The sequence below is a fragment of the Brevundimonas sp. GW456-12-10-14-LB3 genome, assembly GCF_059424365.1.
In genome coordinates, this window is record NZ_JBWKZJ010000007.1 from 21,545 (window position 1) to 42,773 (window position 21,229).

Genomic DNA, 21,229 nt, shown 5'->3' on the forward strand with positions numbered 1-21,229 from the left:
TCCCGCACCGGTTCCCTTGTCTATCACTGTTCCGCTGAAGCGGCTAAAATCGCCGCACGGCAGTCAAGCTTATGGGGGGCAGGACGATGCGATTTTCCACACTGACGCGGGCTTCGGCCGGCGCCGAGGGACCGATCTGGTCGCGGCCTCGCAAACGCAAGCGCAGAGTCTCGGCGGCGTCCCTGGTCAACACCCTGCTGGTTCTGCTGGCCTTGATCGGCGCCCTGACGCTGGTTCTGTCGATCAGGGCGGGTTCGGTCGAGACCGCCGGCCGGACCATGGACGGATGGATCGCGACGGCCTGGGCCCACGGTCAAGCCTTGATCGGCCGAACGCCCAGCCCCAGCCGCTGAGGCGTCAAAGCGACGTTCGAGTCATGCTGAGGGGAACGGCTCGGCTTGGCAGGCGTTCGGCCCGACATGACCGACATCCTGAGCTCTGAGCCCGACACAGGGGCGGGCGGGCCGCGCCCGGACGCGGGCCGCGTCCTGACGCCTCATGCGTCGCTGAAGCGGTTGGTCATTCTGGTGAATCCGCTGTCAGGCGGCGTCGGATCGCGCGCCGTCGCAGAGGTCGAGGCGATCCTGGCCGACTATCAGGTGGAGAGCCAGGTCATGCTGTTGCAAGGCGGCGGCTTCGACCAGGCCATCGCCGACGCCTTCGCCGCAACGCCCGACGTCATCTTCGTTCTTGCCGGGGACGGCACGGCCCGTTCGGTGGCGGCCAAGGCCAGGCCGGACGGTCCGATGATCGCCCCCCTGCCCGGCGGCACCATGAACATGTTGCCCAAGGCGCTTTACGGCACCGGCGATTGGAAGGCGGCCTTGCGCCACGCCCTGGAGGAGGGCGAGCCCCAGACGGTGTCCGGCGGCGAGGTCGGCGGGGAATATTTCTACTGCGCGGCCATCCTGGGATCGCCGGCCCTTTGGGCCCCGGCGCGGGAGGCGATGCGGACCGGAAAGCTGAGACTGGCCTGGGCCTATGCTCGACGGGCGCTGAAGCGAGCCTTTTCCGGCCGATTGAGGTTCAGCCTGGACGGAGGCGGCCGTCGCCGCGCCGAAGCCCTGGTGTTGATCAGCCCGATGATCTCCAAGGCGATGGAGGAGCCGACGGGGCTGGAGGCGGCGGCGCTGGATCCGTCGGACGCCACCCAGGCCTTCCGACTGGCGGCGACGGCCCTGTTCAGCGACTGGCGCCATGATCCCGCGGTCTCGACCCGCCCCGCCAAGCGGATCGACGTGCGCGCCCGGTCCAAGATTCCCGCCGTGATCGACGGCGAACCCCTTCTTCTGAGCCCCGAGGCGACGGTGCGGTTCATTCCCAAGGCGTTTCGCGCCCTGGCGCCCAAACCCCCCGCCGCCGAGGACAGTCTGTAATGGGGCGTATTCTCCAGTTTTCCGATGTTCATTTCGGATGTGAGCACAAGGGGGCGGTCGCCGCCGCCCTGGAATACGCCCACGCCACGCCCAACGACCTGGTCCTGATCACAGGCGACATCACCCAGAAGGGCTATCCCAAGGAGTTCGCGGCGGCGGGTCGTTGGATGCGCGCCATGCCCGAGCCGCGCTTCGTCATCGTCGGCAACCACGACGTCCCCTACTGGGACGCGGTCGCAAGGCTGTTCCATCCCTGGAAAGCGTTCGAGACGGCGACCGGGTTTCCGGCCCACGACGGCCAGTTCTGCAATGAGACCGTCATGGTGCGCGGCGTCGTCACCGCACGCGGCTGGCAGGCCCGGCCCAACTGGTCAAAGGGGGTCATCGATCTGGACCAGACCCGGCGCGCGGCCGAGGCCCTGCGGCAGGCGCCGATCGGGGCGCTGCGCATCCTCGCCTGTCACCATCCGCTGATCGAGATGATCGGGGCGCCGATGACCGGTGAGGTCAAGCGCGGGGACGAGGCGGCGCTGATCTTCGCCGAGGCGGGCGTGGATCTGATCATGACGGGCCATGTCCATGTGCCCTTCGCCCTGGCGATCGACCTGGCGGATCGCTGTTCCTATGCGGTGGGTTGCGGAACCTTGTCGCATCGGGAGCGGGGATCGCCGCCCGGCTTCAATCAGGTGGATTGGGACGCTAAGACCATCACGGTCACCGCCCTGGCCTGGGACGGCGCGGCCTACAGGCCGCATCAGGTGTGGAGGCTTCCGCGTCGCCAGGACACCCGCCGCGCGGCGACGGCGCCCGATCCGAACGCGCCGGGCATGCTGGAAAAGGCGGCGGTCTGACGCCGCCCTTCCATCTCGGCCACGGCCCATAAGGACCTCGGCATGAAGAAAGGGCCGGAACTCGCGTTCCGGCCCTTTCCGTTTTGAAGCTCGACGCCCTTTACAATCGAGGCGCGCCGCGTCCGCGAAGTCCGCCGGCCACAAGGGCGATGACGAACAGGATGATGGCGATCACGGCGATGAATTTGGCGATCTCGAACGAGAAGTTCGCGATGCCGCCGAAGCCGAGAACGGCTGCGATCAAAGCCACGACCAGGAAGATAATTGCCCAGCGAATCATGGGTTTAGCTCCTGCGTTGATGTTTCCGACGGCGGCCTCGCAGCCGTTCGTCCGTCGGTGGATCAACGTTCCCGGTCGCGGGGGGTTCCGCCCGCGACAGAGAAAGGAAAGACTATCGCCGCCGGCGACGGCCGTAGCCGCGATGCTCCATCTTGCGGTCCGCCACCATGCCGGCCACGATCGCGGCCAGGGCGGGATTGCGCAGCAGCAGGAAGGCGGCCCCCAGTCCGCCGACCACCCCGATGACAGGGCGCTCGCGCACCATATGCAGGATCTTGCCGGCCAGACCCTCCGGCTCCTCCTCCTCGTCCTCATCGTCCCCTTCGGCGCGCTTCAGGAAGACGAGGGCGACGATCAGGGCCGTCAAGGCGAACAGGCCGAAGGTGATGGCGGCCGCGCCCAAGGGCGTGGTCATCAATTGGAGGGCGTAGAACACAGCGACGCCCAGGAAGATGACGGCCAAAAAGACGCTGGCGGCGACCACGGCGGTCGCCACGGCGCGCTTGAGGATGCCCTTGAACATCAGCGGCGGCGACCGGCCAGCAGCATGCCCAGCACCAGACCGACGCCCAGGGCGATGGCCGTGGACTGGAGCGGACGCTCCTGCACCCGTTCGACGACATAGCGCTGGGCTTCGTCCAGGCGCTCGGCGGCGTCGTCGTAATATTCGCGGCCCCGAACGCGGGCGGCGTCGTAATAGGTGCGGGCCTGTTCGCGCACTTCCTCGCTCTTGGCGCGCAGGCGGGCCTCGGCCTCCTCGGCCTTTTCGCGCAGGCGCTGGGTTTCTTCGCGAGCGCCGGCCTTCAGATCCTCCTTCAGGGTCTTCAGATCGGCCTTGATGTCTTCTCGAGCCTTGGTGGTGGCCATGATGCGCGCTCCAGTTTCAAGCTTGGCATTAGAATAGGGAACCCCGTCTGCCAACGCCACACCCCTATCGAGGTTCCGTCGTCGCCAATGTCGGTGAAGGCCTCGTCACCTCCGTCCCGGCGCCCTAGATTGGCGCCATGACCGCCTTTCTGTTCGAGCCCCCACCCCAGCCCAGCCTGCCGATCATCGGCGATGCGCGACGGTTTCCCGTGCGGCGGATTCTGTGCGTGGGCCAGAACTACGCCGCCCATGCGCGCGAAATGGGGTCGGATCCCGAGAAGCAGACGCCCTTCTTCTTTTCGAAGCCGGCCGACGCCGTGGTGACCGACGGCGCCGACCCGGCCTACCCGTCCGCGACGGCCCAGCTGCACTATGAGGCCGAGCTGGTGGCGGCCATCGGCGAAGGCGGGCGGATCGTCGGCTGGGCCGCCGGGTGCGATCTGACCCGACGCGATCTGCAGGCCCAGGCCAAGGCGGCTGGCCGCCCCTGGGACGCCGCCAAGGGGTTTGATCAGTCGGCGCCCTGCGGCGCCATAACCCTGGGCGCCCTGCCGAAGCCGGACGGGTCCATCGTCCTGACCGTCAATGGCGAAACCCGCCAATCCAGCGTCCTCAGCGACATGATCCTGAACCCGGACCAGATCGTCGCGGCGGCGGGCGGGCTGTGGACGCTTCAGCCGGGCGACCTGATCTTCACCGGAACCCCGTCCGGCGTCGGGCCGATCGTGCGCGGCGACAAGGTGGCGGTCGCCATCGAGGGTCTAGCGCCCCTGAGCTTCGAGATCGTCTGATGATCCTGCACGGCTATTGGCGGTCCGGCGCCAGCTATCGGGTCCGCATCGGCCTGGGGCTGAAGGGACTGGCTTATCAGACTGCGGCCCTTGATCTGCGCAAGGGCGAACAGAAGGCCCCCGCCTTTCTGGCGATCAATCCCCAGGGCATGACCCCCGCCTTGCAGCAGGGGGAGACGGTCCTGACCCAAAGCCCGGCGATCCTGGAATGGCTGGAGGAGACCCATCCCGAGCCGCCCCTGTTGCCGAAGGACGCCCAGGACCGCGCCCAGGTCCGGGCCATGGCGGCCCTGATCGGCTGCGACATCCATCCGCTGAACAATCTTCGCGTCCTGACCGCCCTGCGTCAGGAGTTCGGCGCCGATCAGGCGACGGTCGACGCCTGGGCGGGGCGCTGGATTACGCCGGGCTTCGACGCTCTGGAGGTCCTGGTCGCGCGCCACGGTGCGGGTTGGAGTTTCGGCGATCGTCCCGGACTGGCGGACTGCTATCTGATTCCACAGCTCTATTCGGCGCGGCGGTTCAATCTGGCCCTGACGCCCTGGCCGCGCCTTCTGGCGGTCGAGGCCGCCGCCCAGGCCCATCCGGCCTTTCAGGCGGCCCACCCGGACCGGCAGCCCGACGCCGACGGCTGAGCGCGCCCGACCCATATCGGTGGTCGATGAGTAAGACTCGCGTAAGGTCTTGATCAACCTCCCTTAAGCTTTGGGGGGCATGATCGGGGGGTGACGCAGTCCCCACCCTCTCCCTCGGCGCCGTCGCCGGTCGATCGCCTGGCCCTGGCCGTGGTGACCGAGCCCGAGCGCGCCGCCAAGCCCCTCATGGCCGCCCCGTCGGGCGCCCGCGAGGACGCGATGCGTTTCCTGTTGCAGACGGGAGCGGACGCGGGGGTCAAGGTGATCGCGACCAAGCCGACCGGCGACGGCGAACGGCTGTTGGGCCAGGCCTGGCCCTTCCCCTCCCCCTTCCACGTCACGGTTCGCACCGTCGGCCTGGGCGAAGGACTGGATCGGGTTGAGGCGCGGGCGCGCCGCTCCTTGGAACGTCTGGGCCTGCCGCGGGGCGAGGCCCTGCTGGTCAACAATCCCGCCGACCTGGCCGGCGCCGAGGGGCGGGCCCTTTGGGACCGGCTGCAGGCCTTGAAGGCCCGCGGCCTGTTTCGCAGCATCGGCTTTTGCGCCACGGTCGAGGACGGACCCGTCCTCCTAGCCCGGCGCCTGGAGGCCGATGTGGTTCAGGTCGCCTGCAATCTTCTGGATCAGCGCGCGGCGGCCGAGGGAATTCTGGATGAGATCAAGGCCCTGGGGGCCCAGGTCCACCTGTCTTCGGTCTTCGCCGGCGGCCTGTTGTTCGCCCCCGGCGACGATCTTCCGGCCCATTTGACCGGCTATGATCAGGCCCTGTCGCGCATCCGACGGCGCCTGGCGGAACGGCGCTGCGATCCGATGCAGGCCGCCCTGGCCTACGCCTTTTCTCTGGAGGCGGTGGACCGGGTGGTGGCCAGCGTGGCCTCCGCCGCCGAGCTGCGCGCCATATTGGCGGCCGCCCATGCGCCCGGTCCCGACCTGGACTGGTCGGAACTGGCGCTGGAGGCGCCGGCGGCCTTCGCCGCCGACGCCCGCAACCTGATCAGTAGCGCAGCCTGACCCCGACATAGGCCGACCGGCCGGGCTCTCCATAGCCGAACACCTGCTGATAGTGTTCGTCGCCCAGGTTCTCGATCCGCGCCGTCAGGGCGACCTTGTCCGTCAAAGCGTAGGCCGCGTTCAGATTGGCCGTGACGAAACCCTTGCGGACCACGGTCGAGAAGCCGCCGGAATCGTCCTGCTCGCCTTCCGCCCGCACGGTCAGGGCGCCCGACAGTCGATCCCCCGTCCAGCCCAGGGTCGCCGAACCGGCGTGTTCGGGCACGCGGAGCAGCCGGGCGCCCGTGGTGCGGTCCGCAGCGTCGGTCCAGGCGTAGGCCAAGGTCAGGTCGAAACCGGCGCCGAGGCGCGCGCGGCCTTCCAGCTCGAGCCCGTCCGACCGCGTCTTGGCGACGTTGACGTAGCGGCCGGCGGAATAGGTGATTTGGTCCTCGACGTTCAGCCGATACAGGGTCGCGCGTCCCTCGAACCGACCGCCGGCGGAGGCCCAGCCCAGGGCGATCTCGACGCTGTCGGCCGTCTCCGGCTTCAGCGCGGGCCACGGCTGGGGCGCGAAACAATAGTCGCACACCGCCTGGCTGACGGTCGGGGCCTTGAAGCCCGTGCCATAGGCGCCCGACAGGATGAAGCCGCCGGCCAGATCATAGGCCGCCGAAATCCGCCCCGTGGTCTTGGAGCCGAAGTCGTCCGTGTCGTCATAGCGCAAACCGCCGGTCAGGTTCAGGGCGCCCAGGTCCGCTTGCGCCATGCCGAACGCCGAGGTGATCGCCAGGTCGCGCGACAGGCCCGAGTACAGGTTGGCTGACGCCTCGTTGCGCTCGATCCCGAAAGCGTAGTCGATGCCTCGGGTTTCGCCGTCCGCCTGCCAGCGATAGGCTTGGCGGTCGCCGTTGAAGGTCAAGGGCGTGCCGTCGCTGTAGGAGGTGCGCTCCAGCTCCGAGGCCGAAATGCTGAACTGATGCGTCAGACCCAGAGCCTGGGCCGTGACACGGCCGAAGCCCGACCACTGTTCGCTGTCCTGGGCGTCGTCGGTGTCGGCCAGCACATAGTCAGGCGCGGGGAAGCCGTCGATGTCGGCGTGGCTGTCGTTCCAGCGCGCCGCGCCTTCGACCTTGACCGCGTCGGACAGGACATAGCGGCCCTTGGCGCCCAGGGTCGTGCTGCGAAAGCCGTCGGTCTCGGGATTGCCGTCCGCCTTGTCCGCCGCCGAAATCCCGTCGGTCTGGAAGCGCGAGACATAGGCGCTGAAGGCGTAGGTCTCATTGGCGACGCCGGCCGACAGACGACCGCGCGCCGTGTCGAAGCTGCCCGCCTCGGCCTCGGCGCGAACGCCATCGATTTCGCGCGTGGTGAAGGAAATCACCCCGCCGATGGCGTCCGATCCCCACAGGGACGACTGCGGACCGCTGAGCACCTCGATCCGGTCGATGTCGGCCAGTTCGAAGCTGGAGAAGTCATAGGCGCCGTTCGGTTCGGCCGCATCATTGACCGGCGCGCCGTCCACCAGCACCAGGGTCTTGCCCGGCGTCGCGCCGCGCATGCGGACCTGGGCGATCCCGCCGAAAGCCCCCGTTCGCGTCACCGACAGGCCAGGCACGTCGGACAGGATGTCGGCGGCGAAGACGGCGCCGCGTTGCTCAATGATCCTGGAATCGATGACCCGGGCGCCGGGCGTCTCGGCGACGATGGCGGGCAGGCGGGTGGCGGTGACCACGATCTCGTCCAGCTGGGTCGCCTCATCGGCGAAAGCGGGTGCGGCGATGACGGCGGCCATGGCCGCCGTCGATGAAAGAATGGAGCGCTTCATTGTGAGCGATGTCCCCGTATCGGCCCGGCGAATGCGCGCGCAGGGTCGTGACCAGCGAGCCGATCCGCCCGGCCGCGAGGCCGGGACGACGCAAGATCGGGTCGCTTCCACGGAGAAACCGCGCCTCTGTCTGGTCCCGGACAGGAGCGAGCGACGTCGGCGGCCAGGTCTCCTGGCTTGCGGGTCATAAACCGCCGTCCTCGCCTTCCCAGTCACCCAGTGGCGCCGAGGTCTAGACCCCGGACGGACGACGCTCTCGCCGCCTACAGTTGCGGGCACAGCCACGGTGTCTCACCGTGTTCCCTTAACCGCCTGATCCGGCCTATCGCAGGGGCGACAAGCCTGTGCAAGAGCCGGTCAACGGGCTTGAGCGCCAGGACGCGATCCGTCACCCTGTCGCAACATGAACGCCCCTGTCTCTCACCCGCCTGACATCGCCGCCGCTCTGGAGGGCGCCACCCCCTTCATGGCCCAGTATCTGACGGCCAAGGCCGGTCAGCCGGACGCCATCCTGTTCTTCCGCATGGGCGACTTCTACGAGCTGTTCTTCAAGGACGCCGAGGTGGCGGCGGCGGCTCTGGGCATCACCCTGACCAGGCGGGGCAAGCACCAGGGCGAGGACATCCCCATGGCCGGGGTGCCGGTCCACGCCATGGAGGGCTATCTGGCCCGGCTGATCCGCCTGGGTCACAAGGTGGCCATCTGCGAACAGCTGGAAGACCCGGCCGAGGCCAAGAAGCGCGGCGGCAAGGCGGTCGTTCAGCGCGGCGTGGTGCGGGTGGTGACGCCCGGCACCCTGACCGAGGACAGTCTCTTGGATGCGCGCGGCGCCAACCGGCTGGCCGCCGCAGCGGTGCGCAAGGGTCGCGCGGCCGTGGCGGTGGTCGAACTGTCTTCCGGCGCGGTGGACAGCGTCGCCTGTGCGCTGGAGGATCTCGGGGCGACGCTCGCCGCCTTCCGCCCGTCCGAGGTCCTGGTCACTGACCGCATCTATTCCGACCCGACGACGCGGGACGCCCTGGACGGGTCCGGCGGCGTGGTTCAGGCCCTGGCCTCGGCCATCGCCGAGCCCCAGGCGGCGCGGACGCGGGTCGAGCGGCTGTACGGGGTTGCGGCCCTGGACGGATTCGGCGCCTTCGAGGAGGCCGAGGTCTCGGCGCTCGGCCTGATCGCCGCCTATCTGGAGACGACCCAGGCCGGCAAGGTTCCGGCCCTGGCCCCGCCCCGCCGTCTGGGCGAGAGCGGGTTTCTGGCCATCGACCCGGCGACCCGGGCCAGTCTGGAGATCGACCGGACGCAGAGGGGCGAACGCGAAGGCTCGCTCTTGGCCTGTATCGACCGCACCGTCACCTCGGGCGGGGCCCGGGCCCTGGCGGAACGGATCGCCCGGCCGCTGCGCGACCCCCTGGCGATCAATGAACAGCTCGACGCGGTCGAATGGCTGCTGGAGCGGCGCGATCTGCGGCGCGACCTCCGCGACGGTCTGAAGGCCTCGGCCGATGTGGCGCGGGCGGTCGGACGGCTGGCCCTGGGGCGCGGCGGTCCGCGCGATCTGGCGGCGGTGCGGGTGGGCCTGTCCGTCGCCGAGGGGATCGCGGGCCTGTTCATCGGTCAGGTGGACCCGCTCACCGGCCAGCCCCGCCGCATCGCCCTGGCCCTGGACCGACTGAGCCTGTCGCCTGAGGTGTCGCGGCTGAAGGCCGATCTGATCGACGGCCTGGTGGACGAACCGTCCCATCTGGCCCGCGACGGCGGTTTCGTGCGCCCCGACTATCGGCCTGAACTGGACGCCGCCCGCACCCTGCGCGACGACAGCCGCCGGGTGGTGGCCGATCTGGAGGCGCGGGCGGTCGCCGAGTCCGGCGTGCCCTTCAAGGTCAAGCACAACGCCGTCCTGGGCTATTTCCTGGAAACCTCGGCCAAGGCGGCGGAGGGCCTGTTGCGGGCGGGGCCGGACAGCCCCTTCATCCACCGTCAGACCCTGGCCAGCCAAGTGCGGTTCACCACGGTCGAACTGTCGGAGCTGGACGCCCGGATCAGCCAGGCCGGTCACCGCGCCCTGGCCATCGAGGCCGAGACCTTCGAGGGCTGGCGGCGCGAGGTCGCCCGCCTGGCCCAGCCGCTGCAGGCGGTCGCGGAGGCTCTGGCCGAGTTGGACGCCCATGCAGCCCTGGCGGAATGGGCCCAGGAGGCCGGGGCGACCCGGCCGGTGGTGGACGACAGTCTGGTCTTCTCGGTCGAGGCCGGGCGGCATCCGGTGGTCGAGGCGGCGGTCAAGGCGGCCGGCGATCCCTATACGCCCAACAACGCCCGGCTGGACGGGTCTGGATCGGACTGCGCCCGGCTGGCTATCGTCACCGGGCCGAACATGGCCGGTAAGTCGACCTTCCTGCGCCAGAACGCGCTTTTGGTGATCCTGGCCCAGGCCGGGGCCTTCGTGCCGGCGCGGGCGATGCGTCTGGGCGTGGTGGACCGGCTGTTCAGCCGCGTCGGCGCCGGCGACGACCTGGCGCGCGGCCGCTCCACCTTCATGATGGAGATGGTCGAGACCGCCGCCATCCTGACCCAGGCCACGCCGCGCAGCTTCGTGGTTCTGGACGAGATCGGCCGCGGCACGGCCACCTATGACGGCCTGGCCATCGCCTGGGCCACGGCCGAGGCCCTGCACGACGTCAACCGCGCCCGCACCCTGTTCGCCACCCACTATCACGAGCTGGCCCAGCTGGAGACGCGGCTGGACCACGTCTGCAACCTGTCCATGACGGCCAAGGAGTGGAACGGCGATCTGGTCTTTCTGCACGAGGCGGCGCCGGGGGCGGCGGACCGATCCTACGGCGTTCAGGTGGCCAAGCTGGCCGGGGCGCCGGCCGCGGTGGTGGCGCGGGCCAAGGCGGTGCTGGAGCGGCTGGAAGGGGAGAAGGCGGCAGCGGCCCGCCTGGACGATCTGCCGCTGTTCGCCGTGGCCGAGCCGGAGCCGCCGCGCGCGCCTTCCAAGCTGGAGGCGGCCTTGCAGGCGGTGGACCCCGACGCCCTGACGCCGCGCGAGGCTCTGGAGACCCTCTACAGGTTGAAGAGCCTGGCTGATTGAGAAGGTCGGCCCTTGCCAGGGATAGAAATCCAGACCCTGTTCGGTAACAGTCGTGGTCCGCCAGACCGAATCGCTGAGGATCGGCCATGAAGCCCAGCGCGCTTTCCCTTTCCGGCAAGACGGCCTTGATGGTCATTACGGCCCTGGGCGTCCTGACCCTGGTGCTGACGGCTGTCGCTGCGGTCCTGCTGACCCGCGACGCTGAGGCCCAGGCCGCCGAGCGTCAGGAAGCCAATATGCGGGTCGCCTGGGACGTGCTGGCCGATTATGGCGACGGCTTCACGGCGCGCGACGGCAGGCTGTATGTCGGATCGACCCCGATGAACGACTTCGTCGAGCCGGTGGATCGGATCAAGACACTCGTCGGGGGTACGGCCACCGTCTTTCTGAACGACCTGCGCGTGACCACCAATGTGGTCAAGGACGACGGCTCGCGCGCCGTCGGCACTCGGCTGAAGCCCGGCCCCGTCTATGATGCGGTGCTGAAGGCGGGCGAGCCCTATCGAGGCCAGGCCGACATTCTGGGCAAGCCTTATTTCGTCGCCTACGACCCGATCAAGACCAGGGCCGGCCAGACCATCGGCGTGCTGTATGTCGGCATCCCCAAGGCGGACTTCATGGCCTCGGTGAACCAGGTGATGATCGCTCTGTTCGTGTGCGGCTTGGCCGCCGCCCTGCTGGGGGTCGGGCTGTGTCTGATCGTTTCCCGCCGGATGTTTTCGCCTCTCAAGGCTCTGTGCGAGCGGATGGAAGCCCTGCGCCAGGGCCGAACCGACTTCGACACGCCCTGGGCCATGCGTGAAGACGACATCGGCCAGATGGCCCGCGCCGTCGCCGCCTTCCGCGACGCTGCGGTGCGCCAGAAGGCCGCGGAAGCCGAGACCGAGGCCATGCGTGAGGCCGCCCGTGTGACGCAAGAGGCGGGAGAAGCGGAACGGGACCGTCTGGCTGAGGAAAACGCCCTGGTGGCGGAGGCGCTCGGACAAGGTCTGGCGGCCCTGGCGCGCGGAGATCTGAGCCATCGGATCACCGCAGACTTCGCCGAGCGCAGCCGCAAGCTGAAGGACGACTATAACGCCGCCGTGGACACGCTGGCGGCGACCATGGCCGACATCGTAGACCTGGTTGAGGCGATGCGGGCTGCAACATCGGAGGTGACGACGGCGACCGACGACCTGTCGCGCCGCACCGAAAGACAGGCCGCCGCCCTGGAACAGACCGCCGCCGCCCTCGATCAGATCACGGTCACGGTGCGCAAGACTGCGCAAGGCGCCCGGTCCGCCGCCGACATCACCGCCGAGGCCCGAAGCGGCGCCGCGACGCGAGAGCAGATCATCGCCGAGACCACAGCCGCCATGGGCGAGATCGAGGCGACCTCGGGCCGGATCGGGGAAATCATCGGGGTGATCGACGAAATCGCCTTCCAGACCAATCTCCTGGCCCTGAACGCCGGGGTCGAGGCGGCGCGGGCGGGCGAGGCCGGTCGCGGTTTCGCGGTGGTGGCCTCAGAGGTTCGCGCCCTGGCCCAGAGGTCGGCGGGGGCCGCGCGGGAGATCAAAGACCTGATCGCCGCCTCCAGCGCCAGCGTCGGCGAAGGCGCCCGACTGGTGTCCCAGACCGGTGCGGCCCTGACCGCCTTGATCGGCCAGGTGGCCGAAATCAACCAGCTGGCCGGCGAGATCGCCGCCTCGGCCAAGGCGCAGGCCGAGGGGCTGGCCGAGGTCAATACGGCCGTCAACCAGATGGACCAGACCACCCAGCAGAACGCCGCCATGGTCCAACAGACCACCGCCGCCAACCAGGCGCTCAGCCAGGAGGCGGAACGGCTGGCCGAACTGGTGTCGCGCTTCCGTCTGGGCGACGGGGCGCCATACGGCGACGCTCAGGACGAACGGACGGTCTGGGCCGCCTGAGCGGGATCGAACAGGCGCAAATGAAAGGCCCGCCCGGATCCTCCGGGCGGGCCTTGTCACATCGACTGACAGGTCGACGGGGGCCGGATCAGGCCTGCATCATCCAGCCTTCGACGTCCATGGCCGCCTGACGGACGGCTTCCGAACGGGTGGGGTGGGCGTGGCAGGTGCGGGCGATGTCTTCCGAGGCGCCGCCGAAGCTCATGGTGACGGCGGCTTCGTGGATCATTTCGCCGGCCTGGGGGCCCATGATGTGGACGCCCAGAACCTTGTCGGTGGCGGCGTCGGCCAGAACCTTAACGAAGCCGTCGGTCTCGTGGTTGATCTTGGCGCGGCTGTTGGCGGTGAAGGGGAATTTGCCCTTCTTGTAGGCGACGCCTGCGGCCTTCAGCTGATCCTCGGTCTGACCGACCCAGGCGACTTCGGGGAAGGTGTAGACCACGCTGGGCACCAGGGCGTAATCGACGTGGCCGTATTTGCCGGCGATGGTGTCGATCACGGCGACGGCGTCTTCCTCCGCCTTGTGCGCCAGCATCGGGCCATGGGTCACGTCGCCGATCACCCAGACGCCGTCGGCGACCTTGAAGTGATCATGGTCGATGAAGCCGCGCTTGTCCGGCGTGACGCCGATGGTCTCCAGACCCAGGCCGTCCGTATAGGGCCGGCGGCCGATGGCGACCAGGACGACGTCGCCCTTCAGGGTTTCGGCGGCGCCGCCGGCCGAGGGCTCGACCGTCAGCTCCACGCCGTCCTTGCCCGACTTGGCGGCCGTGACCTTGGCGCCCAGTTTGAACGCCATGCCCTGTTTGGTCAGGGTGCGCTGGAAGGCGGTGGCGACCTCGGTGTCCATGCCGGGGGTGATGCGGTCCAGGAACTCGACCACCGTCACCTCGGCGCCCAGGCGGCGCCAGACCGAACCCAGCTCCAGGCCGATGATGCCGGCGCCGACCACAATCAGCTTCTTGGGCACGGCCGGCAGGGACAGGGCGCCGGTGGAATCGATCACCTTGCCCGCTTCAAAGGCGACGCCCGGCAGCGGAGTGGGCTCCGAGCCGGTGGCGATCACGATGTTCTTGGCCTCCACCGTCTGGACCGAGCCGTCGGCGGCGGTCACCTCGACCTTGCCCTTTCCGACGATCTTGCCCTTGCCCTTGATCCAGTCGGCCTTGTTCTTCTTGAACAGGAACTCGATCCCCTTGGTCAGGGCGGTGACGCTGTCGTCCTTGGACTTGTGCATCTGGCCCAGGTTCAGCTTGGGCTGGACCTCAATGCCGATCTTGGCGAACTCGCTGTTGGCGGCGTCGAACATTTCCGAGGCGTGGAGCAGGGCCTTGGACGGCATGCAGCCGACGTTCAGGCAGGTGCCCCCCAGGGTGGCGCGCATCTCGACGCAGGCGACCTTCAGGCCCAGCTGGCCGGCGCGGATGGCGGCGTTATAGCCGCCGGGCCCCCCGCCGATGATGACGACGTCGTAGGGAGCGGGGGCTTCGGCCATGATATCCTCTGGTCTTCTGGCGCGCGGGAAAAGCGCGCGGACACTAGCGCCGACCCCGCACGGGTCAACCGCCGCGCATCATATGGGGCGCGGAATCGACCTTTGCAGGGGGTCAGACGACCGGCTCGGCCCTGGTCTGCTCCTGCGGCGACGGCTCGGGCTGGGCGCCGGCGGCGCCTTCAGGCGTCAAATCCAGCGGCAGGGTGATGGCCACCTCAGCCCCCTCGCCCGGGGCGCTCTCCACGGTCAGGGCGCCGGACGCCTGTCGGGCGAAGGCGAAGGCCTGAGACAGACCCAGCCCCGCCGCGTCGCTTCGGGTGGTGAAAAAGGGTTCGGGCGCGCGACGCAGAGTGTCCGAATCCATGCCGGGGCCGGAGTCGCGCACGCTGAGCCGCAGGTCGCCGGCCGAGGCGATCGCCAGACGAACGGCGACCGATCCGGCGCCGTTCGAGGCCTCGACCGCATTGCGGGTCAAGGCGATGACCGCCGCCTCGAATGCGACGGGATCGACCCGCGCCGGCGCGGGCTGGTTCGGGGTCTCGATCATCAGATCGACGTCCGGTCCGGCGATCTGGCGCAGCCGGCCCTCCAGCCCCGCCAACAGTACGCCCAGGTCCAGGCGCCGCAGCAGGGTGCGGTCCTCGTCCTGAGAAAAGGCGCTCAGCCGGCGGGTCATCTGTTCGCCGCGTCGCCCCGCCGTCAGGGCCGCCTGGCCCAGCCGGCGGACGCGGTCAGGATCGTCGGAGTGGCGCAACAGCATGTCCAGGGCGGAGGTCATGACGTTCAGCAGGGCGGCGAAATCCTGCGTCACCCCGCCCGCCAAACGGCCGACATTGGCCATGCGGCGTTCGGCCTCCAGGGCCTCACGCAGATCGCGCTCCGCCTTTTCCGCCTGGGCCAGCGCCTTTTCATGGGCGAGCGCCTGGGCCTCCTGACGGCGGGAGAATTCGGCCTGGGCGGCGGTAAGGGCGGCGGCGACCGCGTCGGAGGCGGCCGCATCGTCGTTTGCCTCGGCGAGGGCGGGCGCAGCCGGGGCCGTATCCTGGGCCTCGGATACGGGCGAGCCGGCCAGAAGGATCGCATCCGCAGCGTCCGCCTCGTCGGTCAGAGGCAGGAGGGTCCAGCGGATCGCCGCGCCCTCGGCGTCGATCGTCTCTATCGGAGGGATATCCTCGCTCGGAGCGGTCAGAACGGCTCTGAGGGTCTGGCGAGCCTCGACCCGGCGGTCGGGCGGCAGGAACAGGTCGGCGAAATCGGCCCCCGCCACGCCCTCGCTGCGGCCCAGCATGACCAGGGCGGCGCGGTTGGCCTGGCGGATCGCGCCGTCGGCCCCGACCACCACCAGGGCGCTGGAGGCGGCGTCGAAGACGCGGTCGGACAGGCTCGGTCCCGCCGGGCGCGCCGAGGGCGCGGCCGGGGGCGCCGGCGGAGGCGTCATCGGTTCGATCGCCGGGGTGGTCAGGACGTCCGTCTCGACGATGGCGGCGATCGAGCCCGTGATCTGGCCGTGCTCGTTCTCGATCGGCATGGCCGTCACCGAAACCAGCATCTTCTTGCGGGTCGCCGCATTGACCATCAGGTGCTGAAAGCCGCGCACCGTCTGGCCCCGCAGAGCCCGTGCGCTGGGAAGGAGGTCGGGCGGCACGGTCTTGCCGTCCGGAAAGGTGATGCCCCAGGTGGCGGAGTGGAACCGCAGCCCCAGGAGTTCGGCGTCGCGACGGCCCAGCAACTGATGCGCGGCGCGGTTGGCGAAGACGAACTTGCCCGTCTGGTCCGTCTCCACCATGGCGACGGGCACGGCGTTCAGGGTTTCGAACAGGCGGCGATCCGAGGACTCCGCCACCTTCTGAACGATGTCCAGCTGATCCGTCGCGCTGGCGTGGCGCACCCGGTTGGCGATGGCGAACCAGATGGCGATGACCGCCGCGACATTGCCGAAGCCCGCCAGGAGTCCAAGCACCAGGGTCCAGTTGACCTCGCCTTCGAGGAACATCAGTCGATCCGTCTCAATTTGGGGCTCACATCCCCCGCATCGGCGTCCCCGTGCAAAAGGCGAACCGGTGAAGCGGAGACTTAGCGTGTTAACCACACGACATCGCGACAGGCCTCGTCAAGCCGTTCCAACCCTCTCAGCCCCAACGAAAAAGGGGCCGGACGTCGCCGCCCGGCCACCTCTATTCGCGGCTCGGCTGAGCCTTACAGTTTGAAGCGAACGCCGAAGAAGACGTTGTAGCCGAACTTCTCGTACTCATAGGTCCGTTCCTTGACCCCGTAGTAGCGGACGCCCGCCGAGTCGGTCAGGTTCTTGGCCTCGCCGAACACTTCGACGCCGTTGCCGAAGTCGTAGCTGGTGGTGAAGTCCAGCTGACCGCGACCTTCGACATAGAGATCCTTGCCCGGATTGGTCGCGTCGATCGCCTCCAGGAAATCTCCGCGGTGGGTGTAGGAGATCCGCGCGCTGAACCCGTACCGCTCATAGAAGAGAGCGGCGTTGTAGGTTTCGTCCGACTGACCCGGCAGGGCGAAGGTGTCGCGACCGGCGAAGGCGCGGCTGGTTTTGATTTCCGCATCCGTCAGGGTGTAGTTGGCGAAGACGCCGAAGCCGGACGCCCAGCCCGGCAGGAAGTCGAACGTCTGCTGCCAGTTGAACTCGACGCCGGCAATGTGGCCGTCGCGAGCGTTGCGGGCCTCGGTCACCTGGGCGACCGTGCTGGTCGGGGTGACGTAGGGCACATTGTCCGTCACCAGGGTGAAGCGGTAGTTGGACAGGTCCTTGTAGAAGGCGTTGGCCGAGATCACGCCCAGAGGACGCAGATAGTATTCCAGGCCCAGATCGACGTTGTTCGACAGGGTCGGCTTCAGATCGGGATTGCCCCGCGTCACGGTCGTGCGGCCGCTGTCGGTCGTTTCCAGAACGCGCGGGACGATGTCCGTATAGTCCGGACGCGAGATGGCGCGGGTCAGGGCGAAGCGGCCGATCAACTGATCGCTGAAGCTGTGGCGCAGCGTCAGATTGGGGAAGAAGTCCGTCTGATCGCGATCGACCGTGACCGGGGTCTGGGCGCCCGACAGGGCGACGCTGGTCGCCGACCCCTCGAAGTCCGTCTTCTCGACGCGCAGGCCCACGAGGACATCGGTCGCGCCGAGGTCGAACCTGGCCTGAGCGTAGCCCGCCAGGATGTCTTCCTTTGCGGTGTAGTCGGCGGTGATCGACTGGGGAATGCGGCGCACGCCAGCGGCCGAATCCGGGTTGGTCGAGCCAGCCCGAACCCGGTCGAAATAGTCCGTCACCAAACCGGCGTCGAATTTGAAGCCGAGGTTATAGTCGTAGTTCTGCGACGGACGATCGCTGAGCAGCGAAGCCAGGGTACCCGGATTTGCGGCGGCGGAGCGGTCGCGGAAACGCTCCTCATCGGCCGTCACTTCGCGTGCGCTGTACTTGGCGCCGAACTTGAGCTCGACTTCTCGTCCGCCGATGATCGTGGGCAGTTCGAAGTTGGTCTTGAAGGCGACGTCGTCCTGTTCGGTCGAGTTGGACCGGAAGGTGTTTTCGCGGAATTTATAGTTGTTGGAGTTCAGGTAGAAGCCGGTCGGGTCGCTGAAGACCGAATAGGTCGGCTGATAGTGGTCGGCCGTGTTGTAAAACATCGTCGGCACCGGGTCCGAGCGATAGACCAGTTCGTCACGGTGCGGATAGGTCTGCTCGCTGTCGGCGAACGACAGGACGGCGTCCCAGACCGCCCCGTTGCCGAACGTCCGCTGGCCGCCCAACTGCACGGTGGAGATGTCGTTCTCTTGCGTGCGGTGACGCAGTTGCTTGTAGATGCGGGCGTTGTTGAAGGTGGCGCTGGTGTCGGTCGATCCCGGTTGCAGCGTGCCGTCGCTGTAGGTGAAGTTCAGCGTGTTGCGGAACTCGTCGTCGCGGAACTGGGCGTAGGAGCCCTTCAGCCAGACGCGGGTCGCCTCGCTGGGGCGCCATTCCAGGGCGCCCGTCACCGCCTTGCGGGTGCGCTCGGTCTCGTAGTCCTTGAACAGGGTGTTCTCGAGACCCCAGATCTGGCCGCCGCCCTGCGCGGGGTTGCGGTTGATCAGCACCCATCCGTTCTCGACGTTGTCGGGACGGCGGTTGGTTTCGGAATAGCTCAACGACACCAGGGCGCCGAAGGTTTGGTTCGGGCCGAAGACGTTGGAAGCCGTCAGGCCGCCGCGATAGTCCTCGCCGCCGTAATCATTGTAGCTGCCGCCCGCGTAACCGCTGAGCGCCAGGCGGCGCTTGTCGAAGGGCGAGCGCGTCTTGATGTCCACGGCGCCGGCGATGGAATCCGCGTCCTGGCTGGGGCGCAGGGTCTTGGAGACCTCGACGGTCGAGACGATGTCCGACGGCAGGGTGTCGAGATCGACCGCGCGGGTCGACGGCGACACGGCGGGGACGGCCACCCCATCCACCGAGATGGCGGTGAAGCTGGACGGCGCGCCGCGGACATTGATGTAGCGGCCTTCGCCCTGGTCGCGCTGGATGGCGATGCCTTGGACGCGCTGCAGGGACTCGGCGACGTTGGGGTCGGGGTAGCGGCCGATGGCGTCGGCCGACAGGACGTTGATGGTGCCGTCGGCGTTCTTCTGCTGGTTCAGCGAACGGGCCACGCCGTCGGTGATGACGCCGGTGACGATCACGTCGCTGACCGTGGCGGCCTCGGCCGCGCCAAGGGCGATGGCGACTTCAGTTCCACCTTGAACCACATTAACGGTCTGGCTGGCCGAGGGCTGGCCGATGTAGCGCACGTCCAACACCGCCGTACCGGTCGGCAGAACCAGGTCGAACTCGCCCTGGGTGTTGGTCACGGCGCGTTGGCCGGTAGCGCGAACGACCACCTCCGCACCCGGGAGGGCGTCGCCGGCGGCGTTGGTGACCCGACCGTGAACCACTTCGCCGGCGACGGCGACCGAGGCGGCCAGGGCGGAGCCCTCATAGGCGTGGGCCGGCAGGGCGGCGGTCACAGCGGCGAGCGACGCGAGCGAGGCGCCCGCGAGGAGATGGAATTTCATGACGATGTCCCCAATGCCGGGTTCAATCCCGACGAATACAGCCGCGCTTAGCGCCGAGCGGCGAAAGGATCGCGACGGTTCAGCGACGCTTGCGGATCGGTTCGGCGTCGCTGGTGTGACAAATCGTCAGTAAGCTGGCGAATCATCGTTCTGTCGTCTCGAAAACGTCACTCATTCGCCGTTGACGCCGTGCGGCGTCTTGCGGATCAGGCGCTTCTCATTCCTTAGGGGGATATCATGAAGGTCAATCAAGGCGCCGTTTGGTCCGGGATCTCGATCTCCGCACTCCTGCTCGCGGCTTGCGCGACCCATGAGGTGGATTTCCAGGGCGAAGGCGAAGGCTTCGTGGGGCCGGGGGCGGAGGTTCAGGCGGTGCTGGAGACCCCCTCGGTCGGCACGGCGGGCCAGGACGCCGCCGACGACCCGGCCGTCTGGGCGTCGTCAACCCCGGTGACGGTCGGGGGCCAGACCACGCTCGGTTTCGTCGCCGGCACGGACAAGAAGTCGGGTCTTTACATCTACGGCCTCGACGGGCGGATCCTGCAATTCCTGCCGGAGGGTCTGCTGAACAACGTCGATCTGGTCGAGGGTCTGACCATCGACGGCCGTCCGCAGATCGTCCTGGGCGCCAGCGACCGCACGCCGGGCAAGACGGGGGTGTCTCTGTATCTGTTCGACCCGGCGGGAACCGGCGACAACCGCGTGCGGCCCTGGGGCGCCATCGCTACGGACGTGGTCGAACCCTATGGTTTCTGTTTCGCGCGTCGGGGCGATGAGGTCCATGCGATCCTGGTCGGGCATGAGGGCGAGCTGCGCCAGTTCATCCTGAGCGTGGACGCCGCCGGCCGTCCGGCGTCGCGCGAGGTGCGCCGGGCCGAGATCGGTTCGATCTCCGAAGGCTGCGCCGCCGACGAGGCGACCGACGCCCTCTATATTAACGAAGAGAACGTCGGCCTGTGGCGCTATGGCCTCAATCCGGCGACGGGCGCGGCGCGCACCCTGGTCCAGCCGATCGCCAAGGACCGCCTTGTCGCCGACGCCGAAGGGCTGACGACCCTGACCGATGGAGACAAACGTTATCTGATCGCCTCCAGCCAGGGTGATTCGACCTTCCCCGTCTGGCGCATCGACGGCGCGGCGCCCGAATACCAGGGGCGGTTCAAGGTCGTGGACGGGGCGGTGGACGGGATCACCGGCACCGACGGCCTGGCCGCCGCCGGCGGCGCGGTCGGCCCCTTCCCCGAAGGGGTGGTGGTGATCCAGGACGATGTGAACGACGTCGGGACCCAGAATTTCAAATATGTGGACTGGCGCGACATCCGCCGCGCCCTCGGGCTCTAGGACCCGCCGGTTCTACTGATCCTCGTCGAACTTGCGGGCGACGAGGTCCGTCAGGGCCTCGATCGCCTCCTGGGCGTCGGAGCCTTCGGCTGAGACCTCGATCTGGCAGCCGATCCCGGCGCCCAGCATCAGCAGGCCCATGATCGACCGGGCGTCCACGGTGACGCCGTCGCGCGAGACATGGATCTCGCTGTCGAAGCTGGACGCCAGCTTGACGAACTTGGCCGAGGCGCGGGCGTGCAGCCCCCGCGCATTGCAGATGTCCAGTGTGGCGGTGACGCTCATTTCTCGCCTGCAAGCACCCAGGACGCGACGGAGATGTATTTGCGACCGGCGTCCTGGGCATGGGCCACACAGGCCTCCAGCGTCTCGCGCCCGCGCACGCTGGCCAGTTTGATCAGCATGGGCAGGTTCAGCCCGGCGATGACCTCGGCATGGGTCTGTTCCATCACCGAAATCGCCAGATTGGAAGGCGTGCCCCCGAACATGTCGGTCAGCAGGATGACGCCGTCGCCGTCGTCCACGGCGGCGGCGGCGTCGACGATGTCGCGCCGCCGGCGCTCCATGTCGTCTTCGGGCCCGATGCAGATGGCCGCCACCCCGCGCTGCGGGCCGACCACATGCTCCATCGCCGAAAGAAACTCCGAGGCCAGTCCCCCGTGGGTGACGATAACAAGGCCAATCATGAGAACGTCACTCGCATCCCCCGAACCATCCCCGGACCTCTC

The 21,229-nt window shown here is 68.4% G+C and carries 18 protein-coding genes and 1 riboswitch; of the genes, 9 read left to right on the top strand and 9 right to left on the bottom strand.

Annotated features, from left to right (window positions below):
- Positions 1–86: 86 nt before the first annotated feature.
- The 3 genes from AC07XS_RS04785 to AC07XS_RS04795 all read left to right on the top strand — a co-directional run bounded on the left by AC07XS_RS04785 (position 87) and on the right by AC07XS_RS04795 (position 2,227).
- Complete coding sequence (locus tag AC07XS_RS04785; protein ID WP_182713769.1) at positions 87–353, top strand: hypothetical protein; 267 nt, start codon at positions 87–89, stop codon at positions 351–353.
- Between the two features lie 66 nt (positions 354–419).
- A complete protein-coding gene (locus AC07XS_RS04790) occupies positions 420–1,376 on the top strand; it encodes a diacylglycerol kinase family protein (protein WP_182713768.1) in 957 nt (318 codons plus the stop codon).
- A complete protein-coding gene (locus AC07XS_RS04795; protein WP_182713767.1) occupies positions 1,376–2,227 on the top strand; it encodes a metallophosphoesterase family protein in 852 nt (283 codons plus the stop codon). Before AC07XS_RS04790 ends, AC07XS_RS04795 begins: the two co-directional genes overlap by 1 nt.
- Before the next feature lie 100 nt (positions 2,228–2,327).
- On the opposite strand, the gene AC07XS_RS04800 is transcribed toward AC07XS_RS04795, so the two are convergent.
- The 3 genes from AC07XS_RS04800 to AC07XS_RS04810 all read right to left on the bottom strand — a co-directional run bounded on the left by AC07XS_RS04800 (position 2,328) and on the right by AC07XS_RS04810 (position 3,374).
- The gene (locus tag AC07XS_RS04800) at positions 2,328–2,507 is read right to left on the bottom strand and encodes a DUF1328 domain-containing protein (protein ID WP_008262305.1); all 180 of its coding nucleotides are present in this window, start codon (positions 2,505–2,507) and stop codon (positions 2,328–2,330) included.
- Positions 2,508–2,619: 112 nt separating this feature from the next.
- The gene (locus AC07XS_RS04805) at positions 2,620–3,030 is read right to left on the bottom strand and encodes a hypothetical protein (protein ID WP_054764359.1); all 411 of its coding nucleotides are present in this window, start codon (positions 3,028–3,030) and stop codon (positions 2,620–2,622) included.
- Positions 3,030–3,374, bottom strand: coding sequence for an ElaB/YgaM/YqjD family protein (locus AC07XS_RS04810; RefSeq protein ID WP_054764358.1), 345 nt, complete (start codon positions 3,372–3,374; stop codon positions 3,030–3,032). The genes AC07XS_RS04805 and AC07XS_RS04810 overlap by 1 nt, the downstream gene beginning before the upstream one ends.
- 137 nt (positions 3,375–3,511) lie before the next feature.
- Here AC07XS_RS04810 and AC07XS_RS04815 point away from each other — a divergent pair, with 137 nt between their 5' ends.
- From AC07XS_RS04815 to AC07XS_RS04825, 3 genes are all read left to right on the top strand, one after another.
- Positions 3,512–4,165 (top strand): fumarylacetoacetate hydrolase family protein, encoded by a 654-nt coding sequence (locus AC07XS_RS04815; protein WP_182713766.1) that lies wholly within the window; start codon positions 3,512–3,514, stop codon positions 4,163–4,165.
- Complete coding sequence (gene maiA / locus AC07XS_RS04820; protein WP_054764356.1) at positions 4,165–4,800, top strand: maleylacetoacetate isomerase; 636 nt, start codon at positions 4,165–4,167, stop codon at positions 4,798–4,800. Before AC07XS_RS04815 ends, maiA begins: the two co-directional genes overlap by 1 nt.
- Positions 4,801–4,890: 90 nt before the next feature.
- Positions 4,891–5,811, top strand: a complete 921-nt coding sequence (locus tag AC07XS_RS04825; protein ID WP_494732654.1) for an aldo/keto reductase — start codon at positions 4,891–4,893, stop codon at positions 5,809–5,811.
- Here AC07XS_RS04825 and AC07XS_RS04830 read toward each other — a convergent pair.
- Positions 5,795–7,618 carry a TonB-dependent receptor domain-containing protein gene (locus AC07XS_RS04830; RefSeq protein ID WP_182713764.1) on the bottom strand — a complete coding sequence of 608 codons (1,824 nt, stop codon included), beginning with the start codon at positions 7,616–7,618 and terminating at the stop codon, positions 5,795–5,797. The two genes, AC07XS_RS04825 and AC07XS_RS04830, sit on opposite strands and share 17 nt — an antisense overlap.
- A gap of 145 nt (positions 7,619–7,763) precedes the next feature.
- Positions 7,764–7,971, bottom strand: a riboswitch (cobalamin riboswitch).
- Between the two features lie 50 nt (positions 7,972–8,021).
- Between AC07XS_RS04830 and mutS the strand changes: the two genes are divergently transcribed.
- Together mutS and AC07XS_RS04840 are read left to right on the top strand one after the other, a co-directional pair.
- Positions 8,022–10,706 (top strand): DNA mismatch repair protein MutS, encoded by a 2,685-nt coding sequence (mutS, locus tag AC07XS_RS04835; RefSeq protein ID WP_182713763.1) that lies wholly within the window; start codon positions 8,022–8,024, stop codon positions 10,704–10,706.
- An 86-nt stretch (positions 10,707–10,792) separates the two neighbouring features.
- On the top strand, positions 10,793–12,619 hold the full coding sequence (locus AC07XS_RS04840) for a methyl-accepting chemotaxis protein (RefSeq protein ID WP_182713762.1): 1,827 nt from the start codon (positions 10,793–10,795) through the stop codon (positions 12,617–12,619).
- A gap of 88 nt (positions 12,620–12,707) precedes the next feature.
- On the opposite strand, the gene lpdA is transcribed toward AC07XS_RS04840, so the two are convergent.
- The 3 genes from lpdA to AC07XS_RS04855 all read right to left on the bottom strand — a co-directional run bounded on the left by lpdA (position 12,708) and on the right by AC07XS_RS04855 (position 19,160).
- Positions 12,708–14,114: a dihydrolipoyl dehydrogenase gene (gene lpdA, locus AC07XS_RS04845; RefSeq protein ID WP_054764351.1), complete on the bottom strand. Its 1,407-nt coding sequence runs from the start codon at positions 14,112–14,114 to the stop codon at positions 12,708–12,710.
- Positions 14,115–14,226: 112 nt separating this feature from the next.
- Entirely contained in the window at positions 14,227–16,107 is a 1,881-nt protein-coding gene (locus AC07XS_RS04850; protein WP_182713761.1) for a PAS domain-containing sensor histidine kinase, read from the bottom strand.
- 203 nt (positions 16,108–16,310) lie between these two features.
- On the bottom strand, positions 16,311–19,160 hold the full coding sequence (locus AC07XS_RS04855) for a TonB-dependent receptor (protein WP_182713760.1): 2,850 nt from the start codon (positions 19,158–19,160) through the stop codon (positions 16,311–16,313).
- Positions 19,161–19,397: 237 nt separating this feature from the next.
- Here AC07XS_RS04855 and AC07XS_RS04860 point away from each other — a divergent pair, with 237 nt between their 5' ends.
- A complete protein-coding gene (locus tag AC07XS_RS04860) occupies positions 19,398–20,501 on the top strand; it encodes a phytase (protein WP_182713759.1) in 1,104 nt (367 codons plus the stop codon).
- 12 nt (positions 20,502–20,513) lie between these two features.
- On the opposite strand, the gene AC07XS_RS04865 is transcribed toward AC07XS_RS04860, so the two are convergent.
- Both AC07XS_RS04865 and AC07XS_RS04870 read right to left on the bottom strand, forming a co-directional pair.
- On the bottom strand, positions 20,514–20,786 hold the full coding sequence (locus tag AC07XS_RS04865; protein ID WP_054764348.1) for an HPr family phosphocarrier protein: 273 nt from the start codon (positions 20,784–20,786) through the stop codon (positions 20,514–20,516).
- Positions 20,783–21,187, bottom strand: coding sequence for a PTS sugar transporter subunit IIA (locus AC07XS_RS04870; RefSeq protein ID WP_054764347.1), 405 nt, complete (start codon positions 21,185–21,187; stop codon positions 20,783–20,785). Before AC07XS_RS04870 ends, AC07XS_RS04865 begins: the two co-directional genes overlap by 4 nt.
- Positions 21,188–21,229 lie beyond the last annotated feature (42 nt).